Annotated in this window: 15 protein-coding genes and 1 tRNA gene; 5 read left to right on the forward strand and 11 right to left on the reverse strand. The window is 43.1% G+C overall.

All coding sequences use genetic code 11. The features are described from left to right. Positions 1-16 precede the first annotated feature (16 nt). From B5Z18_RS00755 to B5Z18_RS00765, 3 genes are all read right to left on the reverse strand, one after another. Positions 17-469 (reverse strand): hypothetical protein, encoded by a 453-nt coding sequence (locus tag B5Z18_RS00755; RefSeq protein WP_079467505.1) that lies wholly within the window; start codon positions 467-469, stop codon positions 17-19. Between the two features lie 306 nt (positions 470-775). Continuing rightward, entirely contained in the window at positions 776-1,141 is a 366-nt protein-coding gene (locus B5Z18_RS00760) for a hypothetical protein (protein ID WP_079467506.1), read from the reverse strand. 56 nt (positions 1,142-1,197) lie between these two features. Next, positions 1,198-1,935 carry an FISUMP domain-containing protein gene (locus B5Z18_RS00765; RefSeq protein ID WP_143313453.1) on the reverse strand — a complete coding sequence of 246 codons (738 nt, stop codon included), beginning with the start codon at positions 1,933-1,935 and terminating at the stop codon, positions 1,198-1,200. A 280-nt stretch (positions 1,936-2,215) separates the two neighbouring features. On the opposite strand from B5Z18_RS00765, the gene B5Z18_RS00770 reads away from it, so the two are divergent. The 3 genes from B5Z18_RS00770 (at position 2,216) to B5Z18_RS00780 (ending at position 4,129) form a co-directional block, all read left to right on the forward strand. Next, on the forward strand, positions 2,216-3,247 hold the full coding sequence (locus tag B5Z18_RS00770) for a WG repeat-containing protein (RefSeq protein ID WP_159454134.1): 1,032 nt from the start codon (positions 2,216-2,218) through the stop codon (positions 3,245-3,247). Between the two features lie 332 nt (positions 3,248-3,579). Then, the gene (locus B5Z18_RS00775; RefSeq protein ID WP_143313454.1) at positions 3,580-3,855 is read left to right on the forward strand and encodes a hypothetical protein; all 276 of its coding nucleotides are present in this window, start codon (positions 3,580-3,582) and stop codon (positions 3,853-3,855) included. Next, on the forward strand, positions 3,815-4,129 hold the full coding sequence (locus tag B5Z18_RS00780; RefSeq protein WP_079467510.1) for a hypothetical protein: 315 nt from the start codon (positions 3,815-3,817) through the stop codon (positions 4,127-4,129). The genes B5Z18_RS00775 and B5Z18_RS00780 overlap by 41 nt, the downstream gene beginning before the upstream one ends. A gap of 22 nt (positions 4,130-4,151) precedes the next feature. Here the strand turns inward: B5Z18_RS00780 and B5Z18_RS00785 are convergent, their stop codons facing one another. After that, positions 4,152-5,171: an efflux RND transporter permease subunit gene (locus B5Z18_RS00785; RefSeq protein WP_079467511.1), complete on the reverse strand. Its 1,020-nt coding sequence runs from the start codon at positions 5,169-5,171 to the stop codon at positions 4,152-4,154. Between the two features lie 373 nt (positions 5,172-5,544). On the opposite strand from B5Z18_RS00785, the gene B5Z18_RS00795 reads away from it, so the two are divergent. Then, positions 5,545-7,098: a S41 family peptidase gene (locus tag B5Z18_RS00795; protein ID WP_079467513.1), complete on the forward strand. Its 1,554-nt coding sequence runs from the start codon at positions 5,545-5,547 to the stop codon at positions 7,096-7,098. 43 nt (positions 7,099-7,141) lie between these two features. Here B5Z18_RS00795 and B5Z18_RS00800 read toward each other — a convergent pair whose 3' ends face one another. From B5Z18_RS00800 to B5Z18_RS00810, 3 genes are all read right to left on the reverse strand, one after another. After that, positions 7,142-7,504, reverse strand: coding sequence for a VOC family protein (locus B5Z18_RS00800; protein ID WP_079467514.1), 363 nt, complete (start codon positions 7,502-7,504; stop codon positions 7,142-7,144). Positions 7,505-7,627: 123 nt separating this feature from the next. Then, entirely contained in the window at positions 7,628-9,154 is a 1,527-nt protein-coding gene (locus tag B5Z18_RS00805) for a family 43 glycosylhydrolase (protein WP_079467515.1), read from the reverse strand. 89 nt (positions 9,155-9,243) lie between these two features. Continuing rightward, positions 9,244-10,440 (reverse strand): metallophosphoesterase, encoded by a 1,197-nt coding sequence (locus tag B5Z18_RS00810; RefSeq protein ID WP_079467516.1) that lies wholly within the window; start codon positions 10,438-10,440, stop codon positions 9,244-9,246. A gap of 105 nt (positions 10,441-10,545) precedes the next feature. Between B5Z18_RS00810 and B5Z18_RS00815 the strand changes: the two genes are divergently transcribed. Continuing rightward, positions 10,546-10,908 (forward strand): DUF2200 domain-containing protein, encoded by a 363-nt coding sequence (locus tag B5Z18_RS00815; protein WP_079467517.1) that lies wholly within the window; start codon positions 10,546-10,548, stop codon positions 10,906-10,908. 72 nt (positions 10,909-10,980) lie between these two features. Here the strand turns inward: B5Z18_RS00815 and B5Z18_RS00820 are convergent, their stop codons facing one another. The 4 genes from B5Z18_RS00820 to B5Z18_RS00830 all read right to left on the reverse strand — a co-directional run bounded on the left by B5Z18_RS00820 (position 10,981) and on the right by B5Z18_RS00830 (position 15,127). After that, positions 10,981-11,724, reverse strand: a complete 744-nt coding sequence (locus B5Z18_RS00820) for a hypothetical protein (protein ID WP_079467518.1) — start codon at positions 11,722-11,724, stop codon at positions 10,981-10,983. 204 nt (positions 11,725-11,928) lie between these two features. After that, positions 11,929-14,607 (reverse strand): DUF5054 domain-containing protein, encoded by a 2,679-nt coding sequence (locus B5Z18_RS00825; protein WP_079467519.1) that lies wholly within the window; start codon positions 14,605-14,607, stop codon positions 11,929-11,931. Positions 14,608-14,655: 48 nt separating this feature from the next. Continuing rightward, positions 14,656-14,742 (reverse strand): RagB/SusD family nutrient uptake outer membrane protein, encoded by an 87-nt coding sequence (locus B5Z18_RS33010; protein WP_143313572.1) that lies wholly within the window; start codon positions 14,740-14,742, stop codon positions 14,656-14,658. 301 nt (positions 14,743-15,043) lie between these two features. Beyond that, positions 15,044-15,127: transfer RNA gene (locus B5Z18_RS00830), tRNA-Leu, on the reverse strand. Positions 15,128-15,245 lie beyond the last annotated feature (118 nt).

Raw genomic sequence — 15,245 nt, forward strand, 5'->3', positions numbered from 1 at the left:
TTGGGAAGCGCTGTTACTACTGTTTCTTCATCGCATACTTCAGGTACATATCGCCATCAGAGCTGGACTTCACCACGTACCACTTCTTATTATCACTCAGCAAAAGCTCATACGAAACGCCGTTTTTATTTGTAAGCTCTGTAACGCCGGCGATGTGTTTGTCAGCATATTCTTTCTTTACCGTTAGCAACACACTCAGAGGTAATTCACTTTCCCCGCAGTAGCGTAAAGCGTAAACGAGCGTACCTGCTTTATCGTACCATATTCTGCACTGCGTTTCATCCCTGGTGAAAGAAACGATGTAGTATTCATTGTCTTCCACCCACCGGGTATATTTCGCATCGGGAAATGCCTGGCTGAATAGGCGGAGTACGGTGTCGGTGGGCGCTGCCATTGCCTGAGATAACCAAAGTGCGGCCATTGCCACCAGAAGGAGGATCTTTTTTATACTAAGAAAATTCCGTTTCATAATTTACAATTTAATTGAGGTGATTTTGTTTCTGAATGTAAAATTAGAACAGTCACCATCCTTTAAATTGTACAAAACGGAACAAAGTCGATATTTCCTTCTGAGAAGTAAGAAGTGCTGGTAAGGTTACTTCCCGGATGCCTCTGCGATACTTCGGACATGGGTATCTGATGGACTATCCATGCACTATCTATACTGTTCGCATGCACTCCTCATGCACTCCTCATGCACTATTGATGCACTATCCATGCACTCAGGCTGCCAGAGCCTGCTTTTCTCATTAAAAAACATATTACAAGATTGTTGTTATGATTCAATAATTTTCCATGATGCAACGCTATCATCTTTGCCCAGTGCTTTTTTCAAATACTGCATGATAAAATCAGCTGCGGCATCCAGATTGCCTGGATCACGCTCCCAGGTACAATACTCGTTTGCTTTCCAATCGACCAGGCTCAGGTCATCTTTCTCATATGTATCCAAATCCCATTGCTTTAGCTGTATGGTGGGGTCGTGGGTAAAAGGATAATATACATTCAGCATATCCCAGGTAAACTGAAACCAGTATTCGGGAGTTGTTGTGTGCTCAAACGAAATGATACACTTCGTGTTCCCGTCAATGGCTAAGTCCATCACTTTTTGCAGATATTCCTTCATGTTTATTTGTTCCATATTCTTTTTTAATATTACCTGGTAGATTTTAATGCTCCTTTTATGACCATCCTTTTTTATTTTGGGTTAAGCTGTTGGGCTGCAGCTTCCTCTTGTATACGGATGGCATGATTGCGTTCTAATTCCTGTCGTTGTTTTTTGTTTAGCCGCTCCTTTTTTACAAAACGGCAAAAGCCAAAATACGATTGCGGGTACGCGCCAAAATGTATGCTTTTTTGTTCTTCATCCCAATGAACGGCATAAGCATCGTTAGCTACGCTATCACTGCTCCAAAAAAGGCTTAACTGCAGGCTTTGTTTATATATATCCGGTTCTGCCTTATGTCCCGGAAGAAAAAGAAGTAACTCATCTTTCAGCAAGGCCTGGTAGGTTGCAGCCGTACTATCTGGCTGGTAAGGGCCAAATATTTTTCTAAAATAGGGTAACTCGCCCGAATAGGCAACTTTGCCATAAGCCAGGAACAGGCCGGCCAGTTCTTCGGAAGTTGGAAGTCGCCAGCCTTCAGGGCAAGCCTGTTGTGCCAGCTTCCAGGTATACGTTCGTCCTTCAGGACCGATGGGGTTATGCCGTGGGGTGAAGAAAAAGCTTGAACCGGGCAACCCGATTCTTGCATTACTCATTGTCCATAATTTGCCATTAATACGGCCTATCAGATAACGACTGCCATCCCGCTTATCTATCAGAACAGCATATCCTCCTTTCTTCCGTACAATTTTAGAACTTCCGACGCAGCTACCTAACATGATAAGTGCAAGCGCCGGGCCGCATAGTTTCCTGCATGCATTCGTGATCATATCCAAAAGTAACCACAAGGAGAAGTATAATAAATACCTGCTTACAGGTATTTATCTGCCGGTAAAACTGTATTATTTTTGATTCTTTTGAAGAAGCCAATACCCGTTTACATTTTACCCTCGCACACTTGCAGATGTTATTAAAATGAAATAATTGATGACCCAAAATAATCTTCTTAAAATATTACCGCTGTTAATAAGCAGCTTTTTTTATTTTACTTCCTGCGCGCAAGAAATCGAATATGCCATACCACCAGGACAATTTAGTCACATACAACCTATGAGCGAGGGGCTCATGAGCGCAAAAGCAAAAAAAGATGGGTTATATGGTTTTATCAATGCCGGGGGTGAGTGGAAAATACCCGCCCAATATCATCTATCATCCCCGTTTAGTGAAGGCTTAGCATCGGTAGTACCGGAGGGTGCTGATCTGTATGGCTACATTAACAAAACAGGAAAACTGGTTATAGAAGCAAGATTCAAAGACACAAGACCTTTCTCCTGTGGACGCGCCATTGTGTGGCTCCCCGAGGGCAAAGGCTGGGCCTGTATCAACAGTAACGGTAAAATAATATTTACGGCCGAAAGTATAAAAGCCGAACCTACCAGTATGCCCAATATGTTTAAGGAAGGACTGCTGGAAGTTTTCCAGGCAGATAAAGATAACAATTTCCGCCACGGATTTGCAGATACTGCCGGCCGGTTGGTTATCCCCTATCAGTATAGCAATACCTTTTATTTTTCGGATAACGTGGCGGTAGTAACAGTAACAAATAAATCAGGCAACTCAAACGAAGAAGACGAATACCATGCAATAATTGATAAAAAAGGGACTACCCTGTTAACCATTGCCAACAATATACAAGACGTAACAATATTTAAAACAGGCATAGCCAGGTTTCTTGAAAATGGACATTATGGATTAATGGATAAGAAAGGTACAATAAGGCTGGCTCCCCGTTTTGATGTGTTGCCACCAGATTACAATGGCGGGCCGCTTTGGGGCATAATACATGGAAAGGCCGATGGCAGCAAAGAAGGCTTTCTGTACCTATTGGACAGCAATTTTACAGAAACAGGCAAATTACTCCTTTATACCACAGGCAAACGTATTACAGGTACTGAGGGCAATTTTAGCGAAGGATTACTGGCGGTAAGACAAGATGAATTATGGGGTTATGTTGACCAAAGTGGCAAATGGGTAATACAACCACAATTTACCGAAGCCGCGCAATTTTATGAAGGGCGTGCTATTGTGAGAAATAGTGAGAATATAGTAAGCATTATTAAAAACCCATTGAAAAAGAACTAATCTCCGGAGACCTTGAAAATGATAAAGTATTACAAAACAGACGAAAAGAGCAGCTACTTTACGAAGAAGCCTGGTTTGATGAGCAAAAAAAATTGAGCGTTATCCATCATGGAAAAGTTGGTCATAGAGGTACAACAGAAGAGATATCTCTTAACGGACTAAAAGCAACCTTGGGTGGAATGGACTTGGTGATGTTGATGGCTTTGACATAGGACAAAAGAAACTGAATATTTTTTGTGTAGTTGTAGATGATGAAAGAGCAGTAAGTAGTATCAAAACTTGTTTAAAGGAGTATCGGCTTGACCTTAACAAAGCAAGGATTGCAACAAAACATGAAGGTAAAAATTTTCTGTACCGTTCTATTATTATTCGGCATTATGGCACAAGCACAAGAAGGTAAAACTTATACGGCATTGGTCAATGATCTACGCTCAAAAAATAAAGACGGCGGTAAAATCAGATCAGAATATTATATGCTCAACTTTAAAAAAGATGAGGTACTCATTTTACCTTATACTATAGTTACTGAACAAGAAAACCACAAATATAATACAAGAGCCAGCCATAATGGCGACTGGATGCACGGCACGTGGTACTCATTCCGCTAATAACTATCTTGCCTTTAGTTTTGATAAAGACAGCGTAGAGATAGCTCATTGGAAAGACATTGGCGACAAGGAAAAAGTATTTGTTTATGATGAAACCGAGAAGCCCAGGAAATATAAATGGTTAGCTGATGGCGATTATATCCTTATGCTGGGCTTCGAACCGATTAATGTGGCAATTTTCAAAAATAATACGGTTATAGGTTTCTATTTCAGGAAAGGCAGAAGAATACCAATGACGTTAGAAACACGTAAACCAGGTAAAAACGTTCAGTGAGAGATGTTTACGGAAATATATCCTACTCACCTGAAATATATACGGAATCTTTAGGGTTATATAATATCAAATGTTTTATACCGGCTGGAAAATTCATCGATGCTGTTTCCATTAGCTTTTTTACTGCCATTTGAACCTCATTATAATTTAAATCAGCTGCCTGTGTTACCACGATGCTGATACCAGTTTTACCATTTATACGGGAAAAGTTCCCATAAGTATAAGGGCCAAATTCAACCTTCGCTGCCACATCCTTTAATCTCAAAGCTGTATCGGCATTACTGCGGACAATCATATTTCCATACTCAACAAGCTGGGTATGCTCACTTTTGCACTTAATAATATAATCAGAAGTCCGTTTACCATTCTTGTATAATATCCCCGTTACCGCTTCCAATTTATCATCCGGAATAGTGGCTAATACTTCCTTCAGCGTTAAATTTAAAGCGGCCATGTGCTCTTTATTTAACCAGATACGCATCAACGAATCTTTATTCTCATCAAAAGTAATCAAATGACTGACCCCGGGAACCCGTTGTATTCCGGGAACAATATTGGTTGCGGCATAATTAGCCAGGAATGCCTGATCGTACGGCCCGGTATTTTCCGAATACAAATTAACCGCCATAACTATAGGCTCATTTTTTCTGAGAACGGTGATGCCAGACTGTACTACCTGTGCAGGCAGTTGTCCTGAAGCTACAGAAACCAGATTTGAAATATTTACCGCAGCCAGGTCCAGATCAGTACCTGGTTTAAAGTAAACGGTAATAATTAATGAGCCGTCGCTACTTGCGGTATAGGTCATATAATCCATGTTTTCAACATTATGAAAGATGGAATCTTTTAATGGCGGAGTTACTGAACCTAATACCATTCTGACATCAGCTCCAGGATAAAGCGCCCTCACCTGTATTGAAGGCAAGGCCATATGAGGGAGCTGCTGTCCGGGTGATGCCATCCCGGCGCAACTAACCAGGATAATGGATATAGTATAAATAACCGTAGCTGATACGAGCCATTTCAAAAGTTTCTTAAACATCTGTTTTGTAATTATTCAACAAGGAAAAATAACTTCAAATATTGGGCTGCTACAAGGTAACTTATATTTAGATTAAATTTCGACCTAAGCACTCCTTCATTTTTTCGCAGTAGCGTAAACGAGTGCACCCGCTTTATCACACCATATCCTGCACTACGTTTTATCCCTTGTAAAAGAAACAGTATAGTACCCGCTGTGTTCCACCACCTGGTATATTTCGCATCGGCAAATGCCTGACTGAACAGGTGGAGCACGGTGTCGGTGGGTGCTACCACTGCCCTACTATGCGTCTCAAAAAAATACAAGATAAATTCCTGCTAACCGTCCACATTCTGACAGGTTTTTGTAGATTAGCGCCCGAGATCTGAATCACATGAGAAAAGTACTGTTTTTGCTATTACTGGCGCATCAGGGATGGGCACAACCAACCGCGAAGTCCGCCCAGCCAACCAAACCATCTATCGACAGCCTGTCTGTATACAACCGGCAGCTTTCTCCCCGGGAAATGAAGCAGGATCTGCAATTGTTCCTCGACATCCGTAAAAAAACCAACTCCGGTTTGTATCGCTACCGTACCCAAAAGCAGATCGACAGCATCTATAAATGGGCTTTCAGGGAGGTGCGCAAGCCTATGCCTGTGCTGGGTTTTTATAAAATCATTCTGCAGTTGACCGATTTTGAAGGCAGCTGCCATAACTATACAGAGCCGCATGCCGACCTTGTCAGGTATTTCAACCAGCAGCGAGGCTTCTTCCCTTTTGCCCTTAAATATATTGAGGGTAATATGATCTTCAATAGCAAAACAGCGCAAATCCCCGTGGGATCAAAGGTAACAAGTATCAATGGTGTTTCCGACAAGGAACTGATGCACTCTTTTTACAAATACATCACCACAGATGGCTTTACCGAAACAGGAAAGCTATCAGGCAGCGTGAACAAGAGTTATGGATTGCGTTATCTCTATGAGTATGGCATCAAAGACAGCTTTACCATCCGGTTTACCGCCCCGGGCGCCACTATGGAACAAACAGTAACGGTGCCGGCTGTATCGCTGGAAGAACGGAAAGCCAACCTGGTACTGCGTCATAGCGCACCGGTAGACAGCGTGATCGATTACAACGTGCAGCCCAAATATAGTTTTAAGATGAAGAATCCTTCAACAGGTTTATTGAACCTGCGGATATTCTCAATGGCCACCGGGGCAGACGATCCGGCTTTCCCGGTGTATGTGGCATTCCTCGACAGCGTGTTCCGGGTACTTGATCAAAACAAAATACCCAACCTCATTGTAGACATCCGCAGCAATCCCGGTGGCAGTGATCCTACTTTTGAACAACCGATGATGTACCTGACGGATTCAAGCTTCAAAGAAAACAAACTGGCTTATACCATCTTTGGTGATGGGATTGCCTATGAAGAATATTTTTGGGGTGTATCCACGGCTGTAAAGATGGACTCAGCATCCAAGGCGGCCGGGAAGCTGTTCCTGAAAGATTATTTTCCTGCATTGCAAAACGGCAGGAATATGCAGAACATCAAATACAACCCGGTGTACTACCCTAAGCAGCCCGGTTTCAAAGGGAAATTGTATTTACTTATTGATGAAGAGGTGGCATCAGCAGCATCACACCTGGCTTCTCTTGTGAAAGCCTATGCACGCAATGTGACCATTGTTGGGGTTGAAACCGTTGGCGGATATTATGTACACAATGGCCATATGCCATTGATATATGAACTGCCTCATTCAAAAATAAAAACGAAGTTCTCTATCGTTTATGTGGAGCAGGATGCACCGGTAAAGCCAGATCAACCGGAAGGCAGGGGCATTATTCCCCATCACACGGTATGGCCTTCTTTCAGCGATTTTATGCAAAACCGCGATACCCAGATGGAATATGTGCTGAAACTCATTGCTGAGAAATCCTGACATATCCATCCGGGTAATCACAGCATATACGGCTGCGGGCCTGTTACAGCGACCAAACTGCCAGCTCGTAGCCGTCGGGATCTGTGAAGTGGAAACGCCTCCCACCGGGAAAGCTAAAGATATCCTTTACGATCTTACCTCCTGCTGCTACAATCTTTTGTTGGGTAGCTTCAATATTGTTTGAATAGAGAATGATTAAAACACTCCCTTTTACCGGTTTTCCCGTGGTGAATCCACCATCTACATAATCACCTTCAAATGCAGTATAGTCCGGTCCGTAATCGGTAAACTTCCAGCCAAAACTCCTGGTGTAAAATTCTTTGGCGCGGCTGATGTCTTTTGACAGGAATTCGATATACTGTACCTGCTCATGTTTTAATTTGCCTTTAGAATGCGTGTCTGCCATAGATCATATGCTTTTTACAAAGATATAAAATGGCCGTTGTTGCCTGTTTGTAAAAAAACGACAGTATCATTTAAAGAAACACACAATACAGCCCGCCATTAACAGCGGGCTGTAAAACAAAACTTAATTATCCAGTATAAAGGTGCCGGCTTCCGCCAGGCCGGGTTGCGGCTGACTGTCGAGCCCCGATATTGGTACCAGTTTAAAATATCTGAATTGCTTTCTTACAGGAAGGTTGAAATACTGTTTATTTGGATAGAGATTAAGCAGCACGGTAGTACCAAGATCTTCCCAGGTCTGGTTATCATTGCCCACCAGTATCTGCAACTCCTTTATTTTCCGGTCGCCATCTTTCTGGATGAAAACAAAACCATCTACGGAAAGCGTATCTCCCATGTCTACCGTGATCCAATGGTCAGGATAGTTGGTAGCAGGGGCGGAATAGCGCGCTATCCAGGGCGTGGAAGCGCTGTCGTCTATTAACCGTATCGCCAGCCTGCTGTTGTTAAGTTCTTCAGAGCTGAATCCGGCGATCGACCAATTCTCTTTGGTATACATCTTCCTTACCGGTTCACCGGAAGGCTTCGGCACAAACGAACCGATTTTAACCGGTACACCGAAATTTGGCGTGCCATCTGCATTCCATGTAAATTTCTGTATGCGCGCATTCCGGCCACCGCCGCCAGCCGCACTGCGTGCGTGGTAGATGATCCAGTCTTCCGTACCGTCCGGTGATTTGAAAAACCCATTATGACCGGGACCAAAGGCGCCACTATCTGCGTTCATCGAGAAAACAGGATTTGCTGTCTTCACCCAATCTGCAGGATTCATAGGATCCCCGTTCAGGTTAAGACTTAACAATCCCAGGCAGTAGGTATCCACCCAATAGCCGCTGCCCGAATACACAATAAACAGGCGTCCGTTGGGGTTGATGATTGCCTGCGGACCTTCGTTAATGGCGTTACCATTCATTTCCCAGGAGTATGTGGGGCTGGAGATGGCTACTTTCGCGCCCGCAATTGTCCAGGGATTACTCATGGGGGCGATGTAAATACGCTGTGGTGCAGCGCCTGCATTACCGCCGGACCATAACATGTACATTTGCCCGTTATACTTAAAAACGGTTCCGTCTATTGCCCATTGATCCGTAGAATCGGCAACTTTTCCTTTCAATGTCCATGTTCCCTGTGTGGGGTCGGCGGAATTATTTTCTACCACATACATCCGGTGATTGGCATTGGTGCCGTTATCGGCAGCAAAATAGATGTACCATTTATTGTCGATTTCATGAAGTTCCGGCGCCCAGATATTTTTTGAGTACGGCATTCCCTGTGGAGGAATCCAGGCATCATATGGCGGCGCCAATGCCAGTTCAGTCATGGCGCTTGTTTTGTAAAGCACCAGTTTACTTCCCTGTGTATACATGAAATAATACATTCCGTTCTTCTGCGTAACCCAGGGATCAGCTCCCCGTGGCATCAACGGATTCGTGAACGTGTTTTCAAGGGTAAAGTTCGCCTCATTCACTTCGTTAGCCAGATTCGCCGTCTTGGCGTTGTCGGCAACCAGCTTACCGGGGCTAACTTTTTTACAGGCATAACAAAGTGCAAGACATAAACAGGCAAACAAATAGATAGCATTTTTTTTCATGGAGGAAGTGGATTAACTATTAACGCGGAAAAATGTGATACTTCTTCCTAATATACAAAATTATTCTTTGAACTTTCTCCACAAAAAAACTACCGCGTTAAAGCTGCACCGGCCCGTTTCAGGGTCAACACTGTTATTTCAGGCCATATGCCAATTCTGCCCTTTAATCCGTGGAAACCAAAGCCCCTGTTCACGTACAGGTATTTGCCCCCCTGCTTGTAAAGACCGGCCCATTGCTTGTAGAAATATTTTATCGGGCTCCATTTGAAACCAAACAGTTCAATACCAAACTGCATACCGTGCGTATGCCCGGCTAAAGTAAGATGTACATGTTGTTCATGATCTACAGTTACTTCATCCCAGTGCGACGGGTCATGCGACATCAGTATTTTAAAAGAGTGATCAGGTACCCTGGCTGTTGCTTTCTTCAAATCGCCATATTTATGAAAACCGCCTTTACCCCAGTTCTCTACACCAATGAGGGCAACGCGTTCGCCCTGTTTGTTTATTTCTACCGCTTCATTAAGCAGTAATTTAAAGCCTGTTTCTGCATGAATCTCCTTTAAACGTGTCAGATTGGCTTCTTTGGCCGCGTTACTTTCCCATTTGATATAATCGCCATAGTCGTGGTTGCCCAAAACAGAATACTTTCCATAAGGTGCTTTCAGGTTTGTAAACATGGGAATCCATTGATCCATTTCTGAAGCTAAATTGTTGACCAGATCTCCCGTAAATAGCAGCAGATCGCTGTTTTGGGAATTTACGAGATCCAGTCCTTTTTGTACGCCTTTAGCGTCACTGAAGCTTCCGGAATGTACGTCCGATATCTGTGTGATCGTAAAACCGTCAAATGCCTCAGGGAGATCCGGGAAATAGAGCGTTTCCTTTCTTATCCTGTAAAAATGCCGGCCCCGTGTTACGCCAAAAATGATGACAAGAAAGATCAGCCCTGCCAGTACAAGCGCTGCCTCACTTATATACACGCTCCGTGGTGGAAAGCCCTGGAACAAACGAAGGATATCTTCAGTCAACAAAACCGGCGAAGAAAATAATTTTGGAATGAAAATCAATAGCATGGTCGTCATCAGCAGGGAAAGAAGATGCCGTACCTGCTTACCCGCTCTAAGCATGAACAGTGTGGATATTATCCCTCCAATCAATAAAATATCAACAACCCAATAGCCCTGATGGAGCACCGGATTTTGAGTAAGTGTAATAACAGCCTGGTAGAAATAGATATCGCCCACCAGGAAAAGCAATAATATCAGGGAAAGTCTTTTAGCCATATAAATAAAACATGTAAATTAGTAGACGAACAACTAACAGGAATATTTTGGAAATCTGTCATCTTTTTGAACATAATTATGAATACCGACACTAAAATATGAGGCATGGACAATTCCAACACACATAATCGTATCGCAAAAATGACATTTGCCTCGGTCTATCCATTGTATGTTGCAAAAGTGGAGAGGAAAGGCAGAACAAAAGAAGAATTGCACCAGATCTTAGAATGGCTGACAGGCTTCGATAAAAAGAAGCTGCAGGAGCTGATAGAAGAAAAGGTAACTTTTGACGCCTTCTTTCAGCGGGCATCGTTAAACCCCAATGTGCACCTCATAACAGGAGTAATCTGTGGGTACCGCGTGGAGGATATAGAAGATCCTCTGACGCAGCAGGTCAGGTATTTGGATAAGCTGGTGGATGAGCTGGCGAAGGGGCGGAAGATGGAGAAAATTTTGCGCGGGTCGTGAGGTGTTCACGACAGAACTTCCCGGTTTTCGGTGTCTTACCGGGCCCAACCTGTTTTGCAGCAACCGTTATTATCACTTTATTTTCTCAAAAATGTATTGTTCAATGACGGTATAATAAGAAAAATATACTCCTTTTTTCACCTCCTCTACTACTCTCGGGGAATTCAGAACCAGGTATCCTTTTTCGTCAATTCCGATTTGTGAAACCCCTGCACTTGCTTTGGCTAACTTATACATCATCATAAATCTCCTGTTTTCAATGCTATACTTAGCCGATATCATTTTTTTGAAAGCAGACTTTCCTGTTTCTTTAACATAAAGCTTGAAATGATTGTCCGAAATAACCGCAAAAGCTTCATCCTTACTTTGATCAGCCAAAAGAACGTCCGGAAGCCTGTAATATGTCTTCGTCGGAAGGTATACGGAGTCATTATATCGTATTGAACGAACATTCATCATTCGCCATGTCCCGATAAATTTCTTTGGGTCATCAACGATCGTTGTTGTGTCCAGCTGTGCGTGTGGAATGATTGAATTAGCTGTTACAGAAGTAACTACGCCATTTTGAGTAAAGCTCAGTGCAGCCTGGGTCTTTCTTAATGTGGGCGTAAGAAAATTATAGTAAATGTCAAAGTCGTTATCCCAATGAGGATATTCAAGTCGTGGTCTTGAAATTTTATAATTCAAAGGGAAATTAATACCTGTGTCTTTAGCGATTTTTGAAAGTTGCTCAAAGTCGTTGTCCTGAGCAGAAGTATCAACCGAAGCTGCTGTCAGAAATAGTACAGGCAGTGCTTTAATAAACTGATTCAGCATAGAGATAAGTCTTTACAATTGTGAATCGCGTTAAGTTCGTCGCAACGCAACAAGTTATTTCAATAGGTTGCACAATACCTAAAAATACCGAATATATTGCTTAGCTAAACTTTTCGAGCGTGTTAAAACGTCTGGCACAAAAGAGAGATTCTCATGGAAATCCCGGTTGGGTAATCTTGCTATTACAATTTTGACCCTTATGACCTAATACACAAGCAAAAACGAAGCCGGAGCGTATTTATTTAATTTAAAGGAAAAGGCTCCCTTGTTGACCTTTATACTTTCTCCAAGAGGGGTTCCGCGCAGATCTATCGGCACTACAGCCTTTACGTTACTTTCTTTACCCAGGTTTACTATGCGCCCGCCCTCTATGCCAGCTTGTTCCCACAAACGTAAAATCGTTCCTTCACCATCGGGATTATCACCATATGCGGTAACCAGCAAACCTTTTCCTGATATGGATACCCCGCTTTTACTAGCAGGCATTTTTCCCGCTTCACCGTCCGCAATTGCTGTTAATAAAGGAAGACGGGCCTCCCATGCATTTTGTGCCAGGTTATGAATAGCATTTGAGTTTTTGCTCAACGACCATACCCGAACCCTTTCGCTCCATGAACCATCCTGCCACAAAGCATAATTCGTATTCCACATATTATTGTAAAGGTTAACAAATACAGACGGAACAGTAGGTACATAATCCAGGGAATACTTCCACAATCCCAACTCACCCAGACTAATCAAAGGCGCATCTATAGGCGATAGCGCCATACCTGATTGATCCGGCTGTACAACAACGACACCTGTGTTTACCGCCATAAGACACCTATTGGCGCCTGTAATAATATCCTTTTCCGGATCTATAGCGCCCCCTAAACGACCAACAGTAAAGGTGGGTTGTTTTACACCAAACGGAAAGCAAAGCCATCCTCCCTCGGGTTGTTTATCTGCGGTTTTGGCATTTACAGTCCATTCAATATCAACATAAGCCTCATTGCGGGGAAAGGTGAAAGTCAGCGTATAGTGCTTTGCATAACCTTCTGTTGAGTCAGTAGTTAATGTTGCCATATCTGCAGCATCGGAATGAATAATAGCCATTTTCCAGTTCTTTGGTGTAAATGACAGATAAGGAATCTTATCTGCGCCGGGCATTCCTGGCTTTCCAAAATCATTCAATCCCCATCCATCCTTTACGCGGCTATATGCATTAAACCATTGATTGATTTCATTAGCACTAAAACGCTCGTGAACAAACTGCCCTAAAACATATTTTGAGGATTGATCGACCAGTTCCCTGCCAGTAGATTTTTCAATTAAAGATGCAATACCCCCCTTTGTTAAATCAAAAGCAACTTTAAAATAAGGCGTACTGAAATCAGGATGCTCATCACTGATGGGGTTTCCATTCCTAAGTTCATCGGGGGTATAAGTCTTATAGCCGGATGGAGGCACCTCCTTCACATAAACATAACTGCCTTTTTGAAAAGGGTTTTCGATCATTCCGGATCGTTTCCACGGCAAAGGATTATATACTACCAGTCGTTTTCCACTCTTGTTCACCGATGTTGCCAGGAGGTTCAAGTCCTTAGTCAGTTCCCCGGCTACAATATCGTTTGTATTGCGGATATACTGACGTTTGACATCATAAGAATATAGCCATTTTCTTTTACTTCCGGTGGTAGTGTTGTGTGCATCACTGTTTTTCAGGACCGCATAGTTGCCGTTTTCAGGAAGAGGTTCAGCCGCCGCTTCTTCCATCCACTTTTTCCACTCCTCTCCGTAGCTATACCGGGGGCCATATTCTGCGTTCATTCCCCAGGTATGTTCAGCATATAAAAGGCTTTGTTCGTACGCTTTTGCTAACATTGCAGTGATGGGCCTGACAGGTAAGCCCCATGCTTTCATTTGGGTGTGCAACACATCGAGTGCCGATTCCATCGGACGGATGTTTCTTGCAAGCTTTGTCTCCTCCGGGTTAGTCTGCACCCCGTGAATCCACGTATCAGGGCAATCTCCTTTAATAGTTGGCAGAGGAGGATTCTCTGCTAATACCGCCCTGGCAAAATCATCCAGCGTCCCGAAATGTATTCTCACACCCGGCAATTTCTTTTCCGCATAGTCCAGTAGCTTATGAATCTCCTGAGATGACGGTGGACCATGATTATCACCTGTCATTTGCATCGCGAGATAATTTTTACTTGGCCAGTTGGGAGTAGGCCGAATATCAGAACCATACAATGTGGTGTAATTACATAAAACTTTCGAACCATCCGGCCCTTCCCACCAAAACAGCTCGGGGAACCTGGGATACTGGCTGGCAGGATTACATCCTAATTGTAAAAATTGGATACCTGCATGTTTCAACAATGTGGGCAGGATCCACGAATGACCAGGTACATCAGTCATTTTCGCACTAATGGGTAAGGGCAGTCCATATTTTCTTGCAACAGCAGAAGAAAAGCTCAATCCCCGCACCAGGTCTTCATCATCCAGAGATTCAGTTTGCACGGTAAATGGAAGGCCGTGTACGGCTATCGCTCCCGATTTGATGGCCTTTTCAATTCTTGCTTTTCGTTCGGGTGTTTGCAAAGGCCCTAATATCTGTGCCTGTAAAGGCCATCCCGAAACCGTCCATGCAAAGTGCATTTTTTGGGGTAATGATTCACTGCTTTCAATTGTTTTCAGCGCATTATCCATCATCTCTTCCCGGTAGCGCCTAAACACATTTTCCGGCAAATCCGTAAATCCAAGATCAAAATGAGTTTTAAATACAACCCAGATGTCTGTCACTTTTGAATTTGCCTGTCTGAGGTCTTTTAAGTCCTGTCCAAATGCTGCATGCGCGAACAATATAAAACCAATTAATAAGGCTTTTATTTTTTTCACTTTCGAATTGAATTTGAATCAAACAATAATTTTAGCCACGTTAGTTTCTTAATCCCTTGAAGCAGACATGTTCAATAATTGAACTCCCAGTTTCCACCGTTTAATATCATCATACCTAAATCCCTCAAAGGCCAGCTCGTTCTTCTTTCATGCCCGGATTTTCTCTTTCATTTGGGATTGGGTGTACTTGTTGCGGTCTTTTGTTTTATACAACCTAATTTGAATCGGCCTTCAACGATGCATTAAAAAACACATCTAACCCACAACGCTCGCAAGGTTTAATTGATTTTCTCCCGTTGTGCAGGTGGAGTGTTTGCAGGATGTTTGCTAAGCTGTCTGTCATTGCAAGTGTCTTTTGAAGTACCACCTTACCGGTAAAGGACCTGGAAGTTACTTAAAAAAGGAAAGGTCGGATTTTCATCCGACCTTTCTTACGTGCCCAGAACTGGATTCGAACCAGCACACCCTTGCGGGCGCTGCGACCTGAACACAGTGCGTCTACCAATTTCGCCATCTGGGCAACTGATATTGTGTCAGGGCTGCAAATATAAGCAGCCATTTTATTTTTCCAAAATTTCACTGAAATATTTTTTCAGTCAACCGCCGCAATTCCCCTGAAAACCAGCCCGATAAACAAA

The organism is Chitinophaga ginsengisegetis (genome assembly GCF_900168065.1).
GTDB lineage: Bacteria > Bacteroidota > Bacteroidia > Chitinophagales > Chitinophagaceae > Chitinophaga > Chitinophaga ginsengisegetis.

Excerpts from the sequence above, each read along its gene's own strand:
- B5Z18_RS00755 (WP_079467505.1), bottom strand. The coding sequence starts at position 469 with ATGAAACGGAATTTTCTTAGTATAAAAAAGATCCTCCTTCTGGTGGCA.
- B5Z18_RS00760 (WP_079467506.1), bottom strand. The coding sequence starts at position 1,141 with ATGGAACAAATAAACATGAAGGAATATCTGCAAAAAGTGATGGACTTA.
- B5Z18_RS00765 (WP_143313453.1), bottom strand. The coding sequence starts at position 1,935 with ATGATCACGAATGCATGCAGGAAACTATGCGGCCCGGCGCTTGCACTT.
- B5Z18_RS00770 (WP_159454134.1), top strand. The coding sequence starts at position 2,216 with ATGAGCGAGGGGCTCATGAGCGCAAAAGCAAAAAAAGATGGGTTATAT.
- B5Z18_RS00775 (WP_143313454.1), top strand. The coding sequence starts at position 3,580 with ATGAAGGTAAAAATTTTCTGTACCGTTCTATTATTATTCGGCATTATG.
- B5Z18_RS00780 (WP_079467510.1), top strand. The coding sequence starts at position 3,815 with ATGGCGACTGGATGCACGGCACGTGGTACTCATTCCGCTAATAACTAT.
- B5Z18_RS00785 (WP_079467511.1), bottom strand. The coding sequence starts at position 5,171 with ATGTTTAAGAAACTTTTGAAATGGCTCGTATCAGCTACGGTTATTTAT.
- B5Z18_RS00795 (WP_079467513.1), top strand. The coding sequence starts at position 5,545 with ATGAGAAAAGTACTGTTTTTGCTATTACTGGCGCATCAGGGATGGGCA.
- B5Z18_RS00800 (WP_079467514.1), bottom strand. The coding sequence starts at position 7,504 with ATGGCAGACACGCATTCTAAAGGCAAATTAAAACATGAGCAGGTACAG.
- B5Z18_RS00805 (WP_079467515.1), bottom strand. The coding sequence starts at position 9,154 with ATGAAAAAAAATGCTATCTATTTGTTTGCCTGTTTATGTCTTGCACTT.
- B5Z18_RS00810 (WP_079467516.1), bottom strand. The coding sequence starts at position 10,440 with ATGGCTAAAAGACTTTCCCTGATATTATTGCTTTTCCTGGTGGGCGAT.
- B5Z18_RS00815 (WP_079467517.1), top strand. The coding sequence starts at position 10,546 with ATGGACAATTCCAACACACATAATCGTATCGCAAAAATGACATTTGCC.
- B5Z18_RS00820 (WP_079467518.1), bottom strand. The coding sequence starts at position 11,724 with ATGCTGAATCAGTTTATTAAAGCACTGCCTGTACTATTTCTGACAGCA.